The sequence below is a fragment of the Streptomyces sp. NPDC057682 genome (genome assembly GCF_042799575.1).
GTDB lineage: Bacteria > Actinomycetota > Actinomycetes > Streptomycetales > Streptomycetaceae > Streptomyces.
In genome coordinates this window covers 13481-28375 of the sequence record NZ_JBHVIN010000025.1, presented here as the reverse complement: position 1 = coordinate 28375, position 14895 = coordinate 13481, and the positions used below count along the sequence as shown (strand labels likewise).

The following is a 14895-nucleotide window of genomic DNA, read 5'->3' as shown; positions in this document are numbered from 1 at the left end:
CGCCTCTTCCTCCATGCTTCCGGCGCACGCGCCGCGCCACGAGGTGCCGGGCCCCCGGACCGGGGGTGGAGCCTGCTGCACCCCCCGGGGTGCCCGCCGTCCCGTGCGGCCGAGCGGCCGTGCGGCCCCGCGTCCGTGCGCGACGCTCCGGGCGGACCGCGGGACGCGGCACGGGGGGATCGGACATGATTCGCGCATGACACCGTTACGGGGGCACCGCAGAAGCCCCGGTTCCGGCCCGGCCCCCCGTGCGGCCGGGTACGGGACGGCCGCACGCCCCGGGCCCCGCACACCGCCCCGGGCCGGCGAGATGCGCCGCTTCCTCGCGGTCGGCCTCGACTGCTATCTGTGCGTGGTCCCGGCGGGACTGCTGGCCAGGCCGTACGTGGACGGCGTGCCGGCCGCCGAGGCGGCGGCGCTGCTGGCCGGGCCGGTGCTCGCGCTGTCCTTCCTGAACCAGGTGCTGCTCACCGCCTGCTTCGGCGGCGGCGCCGGGAAGCTGATCATGGACATCCGGGTGGTGAGCCTGCCGGAGGTCCGGCGCCCCGGCCCCGGCCGGCTGGCGCTGCGCTGGCTGTACGGGCTGTGCTGGCTGCCCCTGCGGCCCTGGTACGGGCTGCGGGCCGCCCGCACCGGCGGCGGGGGCCCGTACGCCGGTACGGGCGGCCCGCACGGCGGCCAGGGCCTCGCGGAGCATCTCGCCCCGGACGACCCGCTGGGGCTGCGCCAGGTCCGCCGGGGCGATCTCGCGGCGTTCCGCCGGGCGGCGGCCCTCACCGGCCGGGCCCGGACTGGCTGAGCCCCCTCCGCCCCGGCGGACGGGGCACAGGGGGCGGACGGGGCGGAGGCGGCCGACCGGAGGGCGGATGAGGCCGACCGGAGGCACACTCCCCCTCCCCCGCTTCAGGCCGCCGCGTTCTCCGTGATGGTGACCTTGCCCTTGCGGATGGTGGCCAGCCGCGGTGCGCGGCGGGCGATCGCGCTGTCGTGGGTGACCATGACGAAGGTGAGTCCGTGCTCCTTCCACAGGGTCTCCAGCACCTCCATGATCTCGTCGCGCATCGACTCGTCGAGGTTGCCGGTGGGCTCGTCGGCGAGCAGCACCTTGGGCCGCTTGACCAGGGCCCGCGCGATGGCGACGCGCTGCTGCTGGCCGCCGGACATCTCGCTGGGCAGATGGCCGAGCCGTTCGCCGAGGCCGACGGAGTCGAGCGCCTCGGCGGCCCGGGTGCGCCGCTCGGACGCCTTGACGCCGAGCGGGACGAGGGCGGTCTCGACGTTCTCCTGGGCGGTGAGCGTCGGGATGAGGTTGAAGCTCTGGAAGACGAATCCGATGTTCTCGGCGCGCACCTTGGTGAGCCTGGCCTCGCTGAGCCCGGCGAGGTCCACCCCGTCGAGCTCGACCGTGCCGGCGGTGGGCCGGTCCAGGCCGCCGAGCATCTGGAGCAAGGTGGACTTGCCGCCGCCGGTGGGTCCCTGGATGACGAGGCGGCCGCCGTCCTCGATGGTGAGGTCGACGCCGGCGAGCGCGTGGACGGTGGACTTTCCCCGGGTGTACTGCTTGGTGACGCCGTGAAGGGTGTACATGGGCCAACTCCTGCTGGACGGTGGGCGCGTGTCGCGCGACGGGTGACGGGTGAGGAGGCTCGGGCTACTCGACCCGGCGCAGCGCGTCCGCGGGACGGAGCCGGGAGGCGCGCCAGCCGCCGAAGGCACCCGCGATCAGTCCGCCCGCGACGGCCAGGCCGACGGCGGTCAGGATGACCGAGAGGGAGACCGGTGCGGTCAGCGCGATGTCCAGGGCCTTGGACGCGCTCTGCCGGCCGGGGCCGCCCATCCCGCCGCCCATGGGGCCGCCGCGCATCCCGCCGCCGGAGGAGCCGAGTTCGGCGGTGAGGGTGGGGCTGGCGGCGGTGACGGCGTACGCGCCGGCCAGGCCGACCGCGATGCCGAGGACACCGCCGATGAGGCCGTTGACGAGGGCCTCGCCGATGACCTGGCGGGTGACCCGGCCGCTCCTCCAGCCGAGGGCCTTGAGCGTGCCGAACTCGCGGACGCGGCGGCTGACGGCGGAGGAGGTGAGGAGGCCCGCGACGAGGAAGGCGGCGGCGAGGACGGCGACGGAGAGCCACTTGCCGACGCCGGCGGCGAGGTCGGAGGCGGTGGACAGGGAGCCGGAGACGGTGTCGGCGAGATCGGCCGAGGTGGTGACCGTGGTGCCGGAGATGTTCTTCTGGATGGCCGACTTGACGCTGTCGATCTTCTGCGAGTCCGTGGCCTTCACATAGACCGTGGTGACCTTGTCCTTCGCGTCGGCGAGGGTCTGCGCCTGCTGGAGCGGGACGTAGACGTTGGCCGCCGCGTCACCGCTGTCGGCGGTGGAGACGCCGATGACGGAGAACTTCGTGCCGTGGATCGTCAGGGACTTGCCGACCGCGAGGGACTTCTCCTTGGCGTACGCGGCGTCGACGACGGCCACCTTCGCGTCGGTCTCGGTGGTCTTGAAGGTGCGTCCGGCGGTGATCTTCGACGAGGTGAGCGGGCCGAGGTCCTGCCGGGTGACGTCGGTGCCGTACACGGTGTAGGAGTTGACGTCGAAGGAGGCGCCGCCGCCCTGGACCTCGCCCTGCGGCTGGCCGGAGCCGCCGCCGAACCCGCCGCGGCCGCCGCCCTGGGACGCGCCGCCCTCCTGCTGCTTGAACTCGCCGCGCTTGAACTGGCCGTCGACCTTCATGACCGTCAGGCTCAGCCCGCCGACGGCGTCGGCGACGCCGGTCTGCTTGCCCACCTGGTCGACGGTGGAGGCGGCCAGCGACTGGAAGCCCTGGACCATGACCCGGTCCGTGCTCTGCGTCGTGTCGTCGTCGCCGTCCTTGGCGTCGAACTGGAACCGGGGCCGGTCCGTTCCTCCGGAGCCGGGCGCCGCCGCGGCCTTCGTGACGGTCATGTCCGTACCGAGGCCGTACAGGGATTCCAGGACCTTGTCCTGGGCCTTGCTCATGCCCGAGGAGACCGAGCTCACGATGATGACCAGCGCGATGCCGAGGGCGAGCCCGGAGGCGACGACGAGCGCCGCCTTTCTGCGGCGGCGCAGTTCGCGCCGGAGGTAGGTGAAGAACATGGGCGCGAGGCTAGGGAGCGCGCGTGATGGTGGGTTAAGGCCGCGATGAGAGCCGGATGAGAACGCGTACGCCGGAGGCGGCGGCACCGCGGTCCTCGGGGGACCGGGCGCCGCCGCCTCCGGCGTACGGGGTGGGGTTCCGGCTGGGGAGCGGGGAGGCGGATCAGGCCTCGGAGCCCGCCGTCCACTGGGCCCAGCTCATGTTCCAGCCGTTGAGGCCGTTGTCGGGCTGGATCGTCTTGTCCGGGGAGTTCTTGACGATGACGACGTCGCCGATCATCGAGTTGTTGTAGAACCAGGCGGCGGCCTGGTTGGGGTCGCCGGCGCCCTGGACGTCGGCGAGGCCGACGCAGCCGTGGCTGGTGTTGACCTTGCCGAAGATGCCCTTGCCCCAGTAGTTGCCGTGGATGAAGGTGCCCGACGTGGAGAGCCGCATGGCGTGCGGCACGTCCTTGATGTCGTACTCGCCCTTGCCGTCGTCGTCCGTGAAGCCGACGGTGGCGCCGTTCATCCGGGTCTCCTTGTACTTCTCGGAGATCACCATCTGGCCGTTGTACGTGGGGTTGTCGGGCGAGCCCGCGGAGATCGGGATGGTCTTGACCGTCTTGCCGTCCCGGGTGACGGTCATCATGTGGGTCTTGGCGTCGACCGTGGAGACCTGGTTGCGCCCGATCTTGAAGGTGACGGTCTTCTGCTGGACGCCGTAGACGCCGTCCGCGCCCTCGACGCCGTCCAGGGCGAGCTTCAGCGTGACGGTGGAGCCGCCCGTCCAGTAGTCCTGCGGGCGCAGGTCGAGCCGCTGGGAGTTGAACCAGTGGCCGACGACCTCCTGGCCGCTGCTGGACGTCACCGTGATGCCGGCCTGGACGGCCTTCTTGTCGGTGATCGCCTTGTTGAAGTTGATCGAGACGGGCATGCCGACGCCGACCGTGGAGCCGTCCTCGGGGGTGAAGTTCCCGATGAAGCTGTTGGCGGGCGAGACGGTGGTGAAGGAGGAGTTCTCGTGGGCCTCGCGGCCCTTGGCGTCCTTCGCCGTCGCGGTGATCTTGTACGTGGTGGAGCGCTCCAGCTGGACGTCCGGCTTCCAGCTGGTGCCGTCGGCGGAGATCGTGCCCTTGACCGCCGCGCCGGCGGCCGTCGTCATCTCGACGGACGTCAGCGTGCCCTTGGTGACGGAGACCTTGGCGGCGTTGTTGATGCTCGCGTTCGTCGCACCGTTCTTCGGCGCGATCGTTATCTGGGCCTCGGAGGTCTCCTGCGCCGCGGCCTTGTCGACGTCGGCCGCCTGCGACTGCGTCGAGGCGGCGGGAGCCGCCCCGCCGCTGTCACCGTCGCTGTCGTTGCAGGCCGAGAGCACCAGTACGCCGCCGAGCAGTGCGGACGCGGCCACGAGGCCCTTGCGCCGCTTGCTGTCCGTCATCACACGCTTCTCCATCGTTGCCGAAATCCCCGAAAAACCCCGAGCAAGGCCGTCGACCGGCACTACCCCTCAATGTTCCAGAACCCCCGTAATGGGTCACCCGTTCCACATGCGTCTTCGATGTGGGGAACACCACTCATCGACGCGGTGACGGGGGCGGCGGTTCCCGTGGCCGGCTCCGGTGTCTCCGCCGGTCCACCGCCTGGCTCCGTTCCTCCCCATTGTGCGGGACACCGAAAGCGGCACCGTTGCCGCGTCCCTCTCCGGCTGCTCGCCTTCCCCGCCCCGGATGCCGGTATGCGTACGGGCTCCGGCGGGTCGGGTGACGGGGCGGACACCGTCCGCAGACGTCCGTGATGTCCCTCACCATTTCCACCTGAAAGAGTGCGAACCGGGACGTCCTGGAACGTGTGCGGGCCCCTGATCCCACGCGCCGCGTCACCGCCCCCTCCGCGCCCTTTCCCGGGGCCCGCGACGTTCACTAGCATCGCCGCAACAGGCCCGAGGGGGCCCGGCACTTGGGCCGCCCCCTCCTTCCACGGCTGTCTTGAGGGAGAACGATTTCCTTGGCCATCCCCCGCCGCCCCCTGCTCACCGCGACCGCCGCGGGAACGCTGCTGTGCGCGCTGTGGTTCGTCCCGTCCGCCCATGCCGACGGGGACCGTTCCGGAGCGCCCGGCCCCGAGATCCCCACGGCCGCGTCCGCCCAGGCCGGTCCGGGCGCCACTGCGCTCGCCGAGAACGGGCCCGGTTTCGACACGACGCCCTATCTGCTGGGCGGCATGGCGTTCCTGGGCGCCGGTGCCGGCTTCGCCGTGCGCTCGGCCCGCCGGACGGAGCCACGCCCGGTGCGCTGAGCACCCGCCCCCGCATCGCGGAAGCGGCCACCGGATCCGTCCGGTGGCCGCTTTCCCGTTGCGGCGGGACTCAGGCCAGCGGGCCCGTGACCGGCTCGACGGCCGCCACCAGGCCGCCGGAGCGCACGAAGGCGTCCGCCGCGGCCAGGTCCGGCGCGAGGAAGCGGTCCGGCCCCGGGCCCTCGGCCCCGGCCGCCCGCAGCGCCTCGATCGCGGCGCGGGAGGCGGGCGCCGGGGTCAGCCCCTGTGCGGCGCGCAGCTCGATCGCCCGGGTCGCCGCGTACAGCTCGACGGCGATGATCCGGGCGAGGTTGTCGACGGCCGTACGGAGCTTGCGCGCGGCCGACCAGCCCATGGAGACGTGGTCCTCCTGCATCGCGGAGGACGGGATGGAGTCCGCCGACGCGGGGACGGCCAGCCGCTTCATCTCGCTGACCAGGGCGGCCTGGGTGTACTGGGCGATCATCAGGCCCGAGTCGACCCCGGCGTCGTCGGCGAGGAAGGGCGGGAGCCCGTGCGAGCGGTTCTTGTCGAGCAGCCGGTCGGTGCGGCGCTCGGTGATCGAGCCGAGGTCGGCGGCGGCGATCGCGAGGAAGTCCAGGACGTACGCGACCGGGGCCCCGTGGAAGTTCCCGTTGGACTCGACCCGGCCGTCGGGAAGGACGACCGGATTGTCGACGGCGGCGGCCAGTTCGCGGTCGGCGACGGTCGCGGCGTGCGCGAGGGTGTCCCGGCCCGCGCCGTTGACCTGGGGCGCGCAGCGCACGGAGTAGGCGTCCTGGACGCGCGGCGCGTCGTCCTGATGGTGACCGGTCAGGCCCGAACCGGCCAGCACCCGCAGCATGTTGTCCGCGCTGGCGCCCTGGCCGGGGTGCGGGCGGATGGCGTGCAGCTCGGGGGCGAGGACCTTGTCCGTGCCGAGCAGGGCCTCCAGGGAGAGGGCGGCGGTGATGTCGGCCGAGGTGTAGAGGGCGCGCAGGTCGGCGAGGGCCATCACGAGCATGCCGAGCATGCCGTCGGTGCCGTTGAGAAGGGCCAGGCCCTCCTTCTCGCGCAGTTCGACCGGGGTGATGCCGTGGGCGGCGAGGAGTTCACCGGCGGGGCGCACGGTCCCGTCGGGGCCCTCCGCGTCCCCCTCGCCCATGAGGGTCAGCGCACAGTGCGAGAGCGGGGCCAGATCGCCGGAGCAGCCGAGCGATCCGTACTCGTGAACGACGGGTGTGATCCCGGCGTTCAGTACGTCCGCCATGGTCTGCGCGACCTCCGGCCGGACGCCGGTGCGGCCGGAGGCGACCGTCTTCAGCCGCAGGAACATCAGCGCCCTGACGACCTCGCGCTCGACCCGCGGGCCCATCCCGGCGGCGTGCGAGCGGACGATGTTGCGCTGGAGGCGGGCGCGCAGGTCCGGGCTGATGTGGCGGCTGGCCAGCGCGCCGAATCCGGTGGAGACGCCGTAGACCGGTTCGGGCTTCGCGGCGAGCGCGTCCACGATCTCGCGGGCGGCGGCCAGGGCGCCCACCGCGGCGGCGGAGAGCTCGACCCGGGCGTTGCCGCGGGCCACGGCGATGACGTCCTGTGCGGTGGTGCCGGACGTCCCCACCACGACTGTATGCATATCCATATTCAGAAGCGTACGGATTGAAACCCTTCATGTCACTAGCGGTCGGCGGGTTGACCCCTTACCCCGGGCTCAGCCCTCCGGACGGTTCCCGCGCAGCCTGCGGCGGTCGTGCGGCGAGGGCGGCGGGGAGTCCGCGAGCCGGATGACCTCGTTGTCGCGGCCCGCCACCACGGGCCGGGCGGAGCGGGCGGCCTTGGCCCGGTACTGGGCGGCGTCCGCCAGCCGGAAGAGCCGGCGGCCGGAGACGTCCGGCCCGATCGGGTCGCCGGTGGACGCGAGCCCGCAGGCGACCCCGTCGCCCAACTCCATCTCGGCGGCCCGGTCGCACAGCTCCGTGGCCACCGCGACCACCTCGTCCGCCTCGGGGCCCACCGCGAGCAGACAGAACTCGTCCCCGCCGAGCCGGGCCGCGAGCGCCCCCGGGAGCATCGCCCCGCAGCGCGAGAGCACCGAGCCGAAACGTTCCAGCAGGCGGTCGCCGACGGCATGCCCCTGGGTGTCGTTGACCCGCTTGAGACCGTTGAGGTCGCAGACGACCAGGCTCACCACGGAACCGTCCGCCCGGTGCCGCTCCACCGCCTCGTCCAGCCGCATGTCCACGGCCCGCCGGTTGGCCAGGCCCGTCAGCGGATCGGTGAAGGCGAGCTTGCGCACCTCCTCCAGGCGTTCGGTCTGCACGATCCCGGCGGCGGCCACGGCGGCCAGCACGGTGGCGAAGTCCGCGTCCCGGCGGCCGAACACCGGCTCCCCCAGCGGGCGGGCCACATACAGCTCGCCCCAGGCCCGCCCGTGCAGGACGATCGGCGCGACGACACAGCTGCCGCGGCCCCGCCGCCGCAGGGCCGTCACCCGCTGGTGGCAGTAGCCGCGCCCGTATCCGCGCACACCCGCGGCCGCCGGCCCGTCCGGTTCGTCGGCGGTCTCCACCCACGCGTCCGGCTCGCCACCGCCCGCCCACCGCTCGTGCAGGAACTCGGTGATCTCCGGGAACTGGTGGACCGGGTAGGTCTCGTCCTCGGGGAACTCCTCCTCCCCCTCGGCCCGCGCACCCGCGTTGACCAGGACCCTCAGCCGGCCGGGCCCGCGCTCCCAGACCGAGAGCGCGGCGAAGGAGCCGCCCAGCGCCTCGCACGCGCCGAGGGCCGCGGCCCGCCAGCACCCGCGAGGGGTGTGCGCCGCGGCCATCGCCTGCGCCAGGGAAACCACGGACCGCAGTCGCGCATCGTCACCACCCATCACCCCAGTTTAGGGAGATTTCGGGCACTTTGATCAGTTGACCGCTTTCTTTGGATACGGTGCGTCGCCGAAACCTCACCGAACGTGATGTCCGTCACTCGCCGGGCCAGTTCGGCTTCCGCTTCTCGTTGAACGCGGCCACACCCTCCGCCCGGTCGCCGGAGAAGGCCACCGAGCGCCACGCGGCGTCCTCGACCTCCAGTCCCGCCCGCAGATCGAGGCCGTGCCCCAGCCGCAGGGCCCGCTTGGCCGCCCGCAGCCCGACCGGGGAGTTGGCGGCGATCCGGCCGGCCAGGGCCAGCGCCTCGGCCCGGTCCTCGCCCGTGCCGACCAGTTCGTCGACCAGCCCGAGCGCGCGGGCCTCGGCCGCCTCCACCCGCCGGGCGGTGAAGACCAGCTCGGCGGCGCGGGCCGCCCCGATCCGGCGCGGCAGCAGCTGGGTGCCGCCGCCGCCCGGGATGACCCCCACGGACACCTCGGGCAGCCCCACCAGCGCGGTCGGGTCGGCCACGATCAGATCGCAGGACAGGGCCAGCTCGAAGCCGCCGCCGAGCGCGAAGCCGTGCACGGCCGCGATCGTCGGCATCGGCAGCTCCAGCACGGCGGTGTAGGCGGCGCGCGTGACGGGCCGCTGGCGCAGCAGATCGGCGTCCGTGAAGGAGTTGCGCTCCTTGAGGTCCGCGCCCACGCAGAAGGCGCGCTCGTGGCTGGAGCTGAGCACCGTGACCCGCACCGCCGGGTCGGCGGCCAGCGCGGCGCAGGCGGCGGTGATCGAGCGCGCCATGTCCGTGGACACGGCGTTCATGGCCTTCGGCCGGTCGAGGACCAGCTCGGCGACGTGCTCCAGGCCCTCGCGGCTCCGTACGACGACGAACTCCCCGAACCGCTGCTCGGACGTGACCGTCATGACTGCACCCCTCAGATCGACGCGTTAACGAGCGTTATCGGAAGGATCCTAGAGCCCCGCCCCGGAAGGGATCGGGGCGGTGTCAGGAGGTGCCGCGGCGGGCCAGGAGCCAGGGTTCGACGATGCCGAGGCCGCGGACCGGGCGCTGCCACATCGGCTGGAGCCCGTAGCGGTAGGTGGGCAGCGGGGCGGGCTCGTGGCCCTCCGCGCCCTCCTTCTCGGCCCGTTCGGCGGCGGCCGCCGCCTCCTGGGCGGCCCGCGCCTCGGAGACGGGGGCGTCGCCGGTCCGGGTCAGCTCCTCGGCGAAGGCACCGTCCACCAGCACCGCGTCCTTCGGGGCTATGGAGGTCAGCCGGCTGGCGAGGTTCACCGTGGTCCCGAAGACATCGCCCATCCGGGTGGTGACCGTGCCGAAGGCGATGCCCACGCGCAGGGCCGGCATCGTCTCGTCCTGGGTCATCGCCTCGATCAGGCGCAGCGCGATCTCGGCGGCGGTCCCGGCGTCGTCCGCGGCGAAGAGGACCTCGTCGCCGAGGGTCTTGATGAGCCGGCCGCCGTGTGCGGCGACCAGGTCGGCGCAGGTGGTCTCGAAGGACTCGACGAGCTCGCCCAGCTCCTCCTCCTCCAGGCGCCGGGTGAGCCGGGTGAAGCCGACGAGGTCGGCGAAGCCGACTGCGAGGCGCCGGTCGACCATCTCCTCGTCGTCGGCGGCCTGGACGACCCGGCCGGTGGCGGCGGCCAGCTGGCGCCGCCACACGTACACCAGGAACTCCTCCAGCTCGGGCAGCAGCAGCTCGATCAGCGGATACGTGACCTCGGTGCGGGTCATGCCCGGCTCGGGCGGCTCGGTGAGCCCCTCCAGGAAGGAGTCGATCTGCCATTCGGCCAGCCGGGCGGTGGTCTGGCCGGTCGACCGGGCCACCTGGATCGCCATCGGCTCGCTGAGCAGTCCGGCCTCGACCAGACCGGAGAGCCGCCGCAGGGCCAGGACGTCCGCCTCGGTGAGCGCCTTGGCCTGGCCGATGTCCGCGAAGCCCATGGCCCGCCAGAACCGGGAGGCGAGGTCCATGGAGACGCCGGCGGTCCGGGCTGCCTGGAAGGGGGTGTAGCGCCGGTCGGCGCCCAGGATGAGCGCCTCCAGCCGGATCGCGAGCGGATCGTCGGTCGGCTCGGCCGTGTGGTCGACGTCGTGATGCGGTGTCGCGTGGACCGAGGGGCCCGGCGGGGGCTGCTCGCCCGCACCGGAGTTCGTGTCGTCGACGGTCACCAGCCGCCTCCTGCCCGTTCCCTGCGCACTGCCCTGCCGATCTGTCGGTGGATCGCCTCAACGATACGGCAGGTGTGCCCTACCTCACGTCGTCGCGTCGGGACGGGAACGGGCACCCGGGTCAGGTCAGACCGCCGCCCGCGCCCCTCAGGTGCACGATGTCACCGGCGGAGACCGGCGCGCGCAGTCCGTCACCGGTGGACAGGACGATCCGGCCGTCGCCGTCGATCGCGACCGCCTCCCCGGTGAGGGTGCGGTCGCCGGGGAGCTGGGCGCGCACGGTCCGGCCGAGGGTGGCGCAGCCCGCCGCGTAGGCCGCCTGGAGCCCGCTGGCCGCCGCGTCGCCGTCGGCCGCCTTCCACTGCCCGTACCACTGCTCCAGGGAGCGCAGGACGGCCCGCAGCAGCGTCTCGCGGTCGGTGGAGACGGCTCCGGCGAGGGCGAGCGAGCCGGCGGTGGGGGCGGGCAGTTCGTCCGCGCGCAGGGAGACGTTGAGGCCGATGCCGACGACGACGCCCTCGCCGGCCCGTTCGGCGAGGATGCCGCCGGCCTTGCGTTCCCCGCCGTCCACGGTGACCAGCAGGTCGTTGGGCCATTTCAGTGCCGTGTCGACCCCGGCCGAGCGGGCCAGCCCGGTGGCGACCGCGACCCCGGTGAGCAGCGGCAGCCAGCCCCACCGCCCCATCGGTACGTCGCCGGGGGTCAGATACACCGAGAAGAAGAGGCCGGAGCGGGCCGGGGCCGACCAGGCGCGGTCCAGCCGGCCCCGTCCGGCGGTCTGCTCCTCGGCGACCAGGACGGTGCCCTCGGTGAGGGAACCGGCCCGCGCGGCGAGGTCGGAGTTGGTGGAACCGGTGGACTCGACCACGTCCAACGCGGTCCACAGCCCGTCCGGCCGCAGCAGTCCGCGCCGCAGCGCGGCGAGGTTGAGGGGCGGCCGGTCCAGGTCCGACCAACGGCTGTGTGGCGCATCCGAGGGAGTCATGCAAGCCACCCTAGGTGTGTCAAACGACGCACTGCCGAACGGTATCCGCGCGGATACGCTACGGCTCAGTAGCTGTCCACGGCTGTCCATCCGCCGACCGGCCGCAGCGCCGGCAGCAGCAGTCGTCCCCCGTGACCAGGCAGGGAGCCGCCACCCGATGTCCGAGCCGGAAGAGACCGACATCCACACCACCGCGGGCAAGCTCGCGGACCTGCAGCGCCGTATCGACGAGGCGACCCACGCGGGTTCCGCGCGCGCGGTGGAGAAGCAGCACGCGAAGGGCAAGCTGACCGCGCGCGAACGCGTCGATCTCCTCCTCGACGAGGGTTCCTTCGTGGAGCTCGACGAGTTCGCCCGGCACCGCTCGACCAACTTCGGCATCGAGAAGAACCGCCCGTACGGCGACGGCGTCGTCACCGGCTACGGCACGGTGGACGGCCGCCCGGTCTGCGTGTACTCGCAGGACTTCACCATCTTCGGCGGCTCGCTCGGCGAGGTCTACGGTGAGAAGATCGTCAAGGTGATGGACTTCGCGCTGAAGACCGGCTGCCCGGTCATCGGCATCAACGACGGCGGCGGGGCACGCATCCAGGAGGGTGTGGCGGCCCTCGGTCTCTTCGCGGAGATCTTCCGCCGCAACGTGCACGCCTCGGGCGTGATCCCGCAGATCTCGCTGATCGTCGGACCGTGCGCGGGCGGCGCGGTCTACTCCCCCGCGATCACCGACTTCACGGTCATGGTCGACCAGACCTCGCACATGTTCATCACCGGACCCGACGTCATCAAGACGGTCACCGGCGAGGACGTCGGCTTCGAGGAGCTGGGCGGCGCCCGTACGCACAACACCACCTCCGGGGTGGCGCACCACATGGCGGGCGACGAGAAGGACGCCATCGAGTACGTCAAGTCGCTGCTGTCGTACCTGCCGTCGAACAACCTCTCCGAGGCCCCGGCCTTCCCGGAGGAGGCGGACCTGGCGGTGAGCGACGAGGACCGGGAGCTGGACACGCTCATCCCGGACTCGGCGAACCAGCCGTACGACATGCACACCGCCATCGAGCACGTACTGGACGACGGCGAATTCCTGGAGACCCAGGCCCTGTTCGCGCCGAACATCCTCACCGGCTTCGGCCGGGTGGAGGGCTTTCCGGTGGGTGTCGTCGCCAACCAGCCGATGCAGTTCGCCGGCTGTCTGGACATCAACGCGAGCGAGAAGGCCGCGCGCTTCGTCCGGACCTGCGACGCGTTCAACATCCCGGTGCTGACCTTCGTGGACGTGCCGGGCTTCCTGCCCGGTGTCGACCAGGAGTACGGCGGCATCATCCGGCGCGGCGCCAAGCTGATCTACGCGTACGCGGAGGCGACCGTCCCGCTGATCACGGTGATCACCCGCAAGGCCTTCGGCGGCGCGTACGACGTCATGGGCTCCAAGCACCTGGGCGCCGACATCAACGTGGCCTGGCCGACCGCGCAGATCGCCGTCATGGGCGCGCAGGGCGCGGTCAACATCCTGCACCGGCGCACGATCGCCGCCGTCACGGATGCCGACGAGAGGGACGCCACCCGGGCCGAGCTGATGCGGGACTACGAGGACGCGCTCCTCAACCCGTACGTGGCGGCCGAGCGCGGCTACGTGGACGCGGTGATCATGCCGTCCGAGACCCGCGCCCATGTGGTGAAGGGGCTGCGCCAGCTGCGGACCAAGCGGGAGGCCCTGCCCCCGAAGAAGCACGGCAACATCCCCCTCTAGAAAGGGTCCTGGCCATGATCAAGGTCGTACGGGGCAACCCGACCCCGGAGGAGCTGGCCGCCGCCCTGGCGGTGGTCCGGGCACGGGCCGCGGCGGCGTCCGCCGTGTCCTCCGGCGCGCCGGAGCTGCCCGCGCAGTGGTCCGACCCGGGCCGGCTGGCCCGCCGGGGCCGGCACGTCCCGGGCCCGCGCGCCTGGGCGCGCACCTACTGGCCCGTGTGACGCGGGTGACGTGCGGGGGCGGCGGTTGAGTACGCGTACTCAGGCGCCGCCCAAGGACCGCCGGGGAGGATCGACGGCATGCTCTGGTCCGACCCCGAGAACAAGCCCCCCAAGGAACTGCGCGACGCGGAGAACATGATGCGCCGCGCGGGCCTGGTGCTGGCGCTGGCCATGGTGGTGGCGATGTTCGTCCTGGGCACGCGCTGACCCGGCCGCGTCCCTCCGTACGATGGCGCCCATGACCACGCCGACGCCCCGCCGCCTCGTCCTCGCCTCCCAGTCCCCCGCCCGTCTCGGTCTGCTCCGGCAGGCCGGGTTCGCCCCCGAGGTGATCGTCAGCGGGGTCGACGAGGACGCGCTGGACGCGCCGTCCCCCGCCGAACTGGCCCTCGTCCTGGCCGAGGCCAAGGCCGCGGCGGTCGCCGCGCGTCCGGAGGCGGCCGGGGCCCTGGTCATCGGCTGCGACTCGGTCCTCGAACTGGACGGCGAGGCGCTCGGCAAGCCGGCCGACGCCGAGGAGGCCACCGCCCGCTGGAAGTCGATGCGGGGACGCTCCGGGGTGCTGCGGACCGGGCACAGCGTGATCGACACCGCGAGCGGGCGCACCGTCTCGGCGACCGCGTCCACGACCGTCCGCTTCGGGGAGCCCTCGGACGCCGAGGTCGCCGCCTATGTGGCCTCGGGCGAACCGCTGCATGTCGCGGGCGCGTTCACCCTGGACGGGCGCTCGGCACCGTTCGTCGACTCCATCGACGGGGACCCGGGCAATGTGATCGGTCTGTCGCTGCCGCTGCTGCGCCGGCTGCTGGGCGACCTGGACGTCCTGGTCACCGACCTCTGGGCCTGACCGGCCCCGTTCAGGCGGGTGCGGGGGCCGCGGGCTGCTCGGGCTCGGGGGCGGGCCCCGGCTTCTCGGCGGCGGGGCCGTACGCCACCAGGACCAGCACGATCAGGCCGAGGACCAGCATCATCCAGGCGAAGGCCGTCCAGCCGACCAGGCCGACCGTGAGCGCGCCCAGCACCCCGTGGACGACGGCGCAGACGACGAGGAGGATCCGGGCCGCGCGGCCCGGGGCGCGGTCGCGGATGCCGGCGGTCAGGAGCAGCGCACCGCACAGGAGCAGGAAGACCCCGCTGACGCCGCCGAGCACCCAGGTGCCCTTGGACATGACGTCGGGGTCGGTGCCCGCGAGGGACATGGTCTGGTTCTTCACGACCGTGCCGAGGACCATGTTGACGATCACGACGCCCACGGCTTCCGCGAACAGCACGAGCGCGGCTATGAAAGCCACCGGCCTGCGCACCACGGCGCTCACCCCCTGTTACCAGCAGTACGTGACAGCCCGGACCCTACTAACGGGTAATCGCGGGGACAAGGGGTGCGGCACGACCCCGCCCCACCCCTTCCTCCCGGACCCCCGACCCCTGTTGTTCACCCCCAAGTGCGTCGGGCAAAGAATCTTTCGTGGCTTAGTAGGAAACCAACAAAGAAACAGCGCACGTCGCTGCT

At 72.8% G+C, this 14895-nt stretch carries 15 protein-coding genes; 6 read left to right on the top strand and 9 right to left on the bottom strand.

The genetic code is table 11. The features are described from left to right. Positions 1-310 precede the first annotated feature (310 nt). Complete coding sequence (locus tag ACFVDM_RS34850) at positions 311-799, top strand: RDD family protein (protein ID WP_383650483.1); 489 nt, start codon at positions 311-313, stop codon at positions 797-799. Positions 800-903: 104 nt separating this feature from the next. Here ACFVDM_RS34850 and ACFVDM_RS34845 read toward each other — a convergent pair whose 3' ends face one another. The 3 genes from ACFVDM_RS34845 to ACFVDM_RS34835 form a co-directional block, all read right to left on the bottom strand. Beyond that, a complete protein-coding gene (locus ACFVDM_RS34845) occupies positions 904-1587 on the bottom strand; it encodes an ABC transporter ATP-binding protein (protein ID WP_383650206.1) in 684 nt (227 codons plus the stop codon). 64 nt (positions 1588-1651) lie between these two features. Further along, positions 1652-3121, bottom strand: a complete 1470-nt coding sequence (locus tag ACFVDM_RS34840) for an ABC transporter permease (RefSeq protein WP_383650204.1) — start codon at positions 3119-3121, stop codon at positions 1652-1654. Positions 3122-3284: 163 nt separating this feature from the next. Beyond that, positions 3285-4556 (bottom strand): Ig-like domain-containing protein, encoded by a 1272-nt coding sequence (locus ACFVDM_RS34835; RefSeq protein ID WP_383650202.1) that lies wholly within the window; start codon positions 4554-4556, stop codon positions 3285-3287. Between the two features lie 551 nt (positions 4557-5107). Here ACFVDM_RS34835 and ACFVDM_RS34830 point away from each other — a divergent pair. After that, positions 5108-5398 carry a hypothetical protein gene (locus ACFVDM_RS34830; RefSeq protein ID WP_383650200.1) on the top strand — a complete coding sequence of 97 codons (291 nt, stop codon included), beginning with the start codon at positions 5108-5110 and terminating at the stop codon, positions 5396-5398. A gap of 70 nt (positions 5399-5468) precedes the next feature. Here ACFVDM_RS34830 and hutH read toward each other — a convergent pair whose 3' ends face one another. The 5 genes from hutH to ACFVDM_RS34805 all read right to left on the bottom strand — a co-directional run bounded on the left by hutH (position 5469) and on the right by ACFVDM_RS34805 (position 11414). Then, positions 5469-7019 (bottom strand): histidine ammonia-lyase, encoded by a 1551-nt coding sequence (gene hutH, locus ACFVDM_RS34825; protein ID WP_383650198.1) that lies wholly within the window; start codon positions 7017-7019, stop codon positions 5469-5471. 69 nt (positions 7020-7088) lie between these two features. Further along, positions 7089-8255, bottom strand: coding sequence for a diguanylate cyclase domain-containing protein (locus ACFVDM_RS34820; RefSeq protein WP_383650197.1), 1167 nt, complete (start codon positions 8253-8255; stop codon positions 7089-7091). Positions 8256-8349: 94 nt separating this feature from the next. Beyond that, positions 8350-9162 (bottom strand): enoyl-CoA hydratase/isomerase family protein, encoded by an 813-nt coding sequence (locus ACFVDM_RS34815; RefSeq protein WP_383650195.1) that lies wholly within the window; start codon positions 9160-9162, stop codon positions 8350-8352. 82 nt (positions 9163-9244) lie between these two features. After that, positions 9245-10429: an adenylate/guanylate cyclase domain-containing protein gene (locus ACFVDM_RS34810; RefSeq protein ID WP_383650193.1), complete on the bottom strand. Its 1185-nt coding sequence runs from the start codon at positions 10427-10429 to the stop codon at positions 9245-9247. Between the two features lie 121 nt (positions 10430-10550). Then, entirely contained in the window at positions 10551-11414 is an 864-nt protein-coding gene (locus ACFVDM_RS34805) for a biotin--[acetyl-CoA-carboxylase] ligase (RefSeq protein ID WP_383650191.1), read from the bottom strand. Positions 11415-11571: 157 nt separating this feature from the next. On the opposite strand from ACFVDM_RS34805, the gene ACFVDM_RS34800 reads away from it, so the two are divergent. From ACFVDM_RS34800 to ACFVDM_RS34785, 4 genes are all read left to right on the top strand, one after another. Next, positions 11572-13164 carry an acyl-CoA carboxylase subunit beta gene (locus tag ACFVDM_RS34800; protein ID WP_383650189.1) on the top strand — a complete coding sequence of 531 codons (1593 nt, stop codon included), beginning with the start codon at positions 11572-11574 and terminating at the stop codon, positions 13162-13164. 14 nt (positions 13165-13178) lie between these two features. Continuing rightward, on the top strand, positions 13179-13385 hold the full coding sequence (locus tag ACFVDM_RS34795) for an acyl-CoA carboxylase epsilon subunit (RefSeq protein WP_383650186.1): 207 nt from the start codon (positions 13179-13181) through the stop codon (positions 13383-13385). Positions 13386-13463: 78 nt separating this feature from the next. Continuing rightward, positions 13464-13592, top strand: coding sequence for a morphogenic membrane protein MmpB (gene mmpB / locus ACFVDM_RS34790; protein ID WP_306056857.1), 129 nt, complete (start codon positions 13464-13466; stop codon positions 13590-13592). Between the two features lie 31 nt (positions 13593-13623). After that, entirely contained in the window at positions 13624-14232 is a 609-nt protein-coding gene (locus ACFVDM_RS34785; RefSeq protein WP_383650183.1) for a nucleoside triphosphate pyrophosphatase, read from the top strand. A gap of 10 nt (positions 14233-14242) precedes the next feature. On the opposite strand, the gene ACFVDM_RS34780 is transcribed toward ACFVDM_RS34785, so the two are convergent. Next, entirely contained in the window at positions 14243-14701 is a 459-nt protein-coding gene (locus ACFVDM_RS34780; protein ID WP_383650180.1) for a hypothetical protein, read from the bottom strand. Positions 14702-14895 lie beyond the last annotated feature (194 nt).

What these genes read in the sequence shown, in the direction of transcription:
- ACFVDM_RS34850 (WP_383650483.1), top strand. Translation starts at nt 311, where the DNA reads ATGCGCCGCTTCCTCGCGGTCGGCCTCGACTGCTATCTGTGCGTGGTC.
- ACFVDM_RS34845 (WP_383650206.1), bottom strand. Translation starts at nt 1,587, where the DNA reads ATGTACACCCTTCACGGCGTCACCAAGCAGTACACCCGGGGAAAGTCC.
- ACFVDM_RS34840 (WP_383650204.1), bottom strand. Translation starts at nt 3,121, where the DNA reads ATGTTCTTCACCTACCTCCGGCGCGAACTGCGCCGCCGCAGAAAGGCG.
- ACFVDM_RS34835 (WP_383650202.1), bottom strand. Translation starts at nt 4,556, where the DNA reads ATGGAGAAGCGTGTGATGACGGACAGCAAGCGGCGCAAGGGCCTCGTG.
- hutH (WP_383650198.1), bottom strand. Translation starts at nt 7,019, where the DNA reads ATGGATATGCATACAGTCGTGGTGGGGACGTCCGGCACCACCGCACAG.
- ACFVDM_RS34820 (WP_383650197.1), bottom strand. Translation starts at nt 8,255, where the DNA reads ATGGGTGGTGACGATGCGCGACTGCGGTCCGTGGTTTCCCTGGCGCAG.
- ACFVDM_RS34815 (WP_383650195.1), bottom strand. Translation starts at nt 9,162, where the DNA reads ATGACGGTCACGTCCGAGCAGCGGTTCGGGGAGTTCGTCGTCGTACGG.
- ACFVDM_RS34805 (WP_383650191.1), bottom strand. Translation starts at nt 11,414, where the DNA reads ATGACTCCCTCGGATGCGCCACACAGCCGTTGGTCGGACCTGGACCGG.
- ACFVDM_RS34800 (WP_383650189.1), top strand. Translation starts at nt 11,572, where the DNA reads ATGTCCGAGCCGGAAGAGACCGACATCCACACCACCGCGGGCAAGCTC.
- ACFVDM_RS34795 (WP_383650186.1), top strand. Translation starts at nt 13,179, where the DNA reads ATGATCAAGGTCGTACGGGGCAACCCGACCCCGGAGGAGCTGGCCGCC.
- mmpB (WP_306056857.1), top strand. Translation starts at nt 13,464, where the DNA reads ATGCTCTGGTCCGACCCCGAGAACAAGCCCCCCAAGGAACTGCGCGAC.
- ACFVDM_RS34785 (WP_383650183.1), top strand. Translation starts at nt 13,624, where the DNA reads ATGACCACGCCGACGCCCCGCCGCCTCGTCCTCGCCTCCCAGTCCCCC.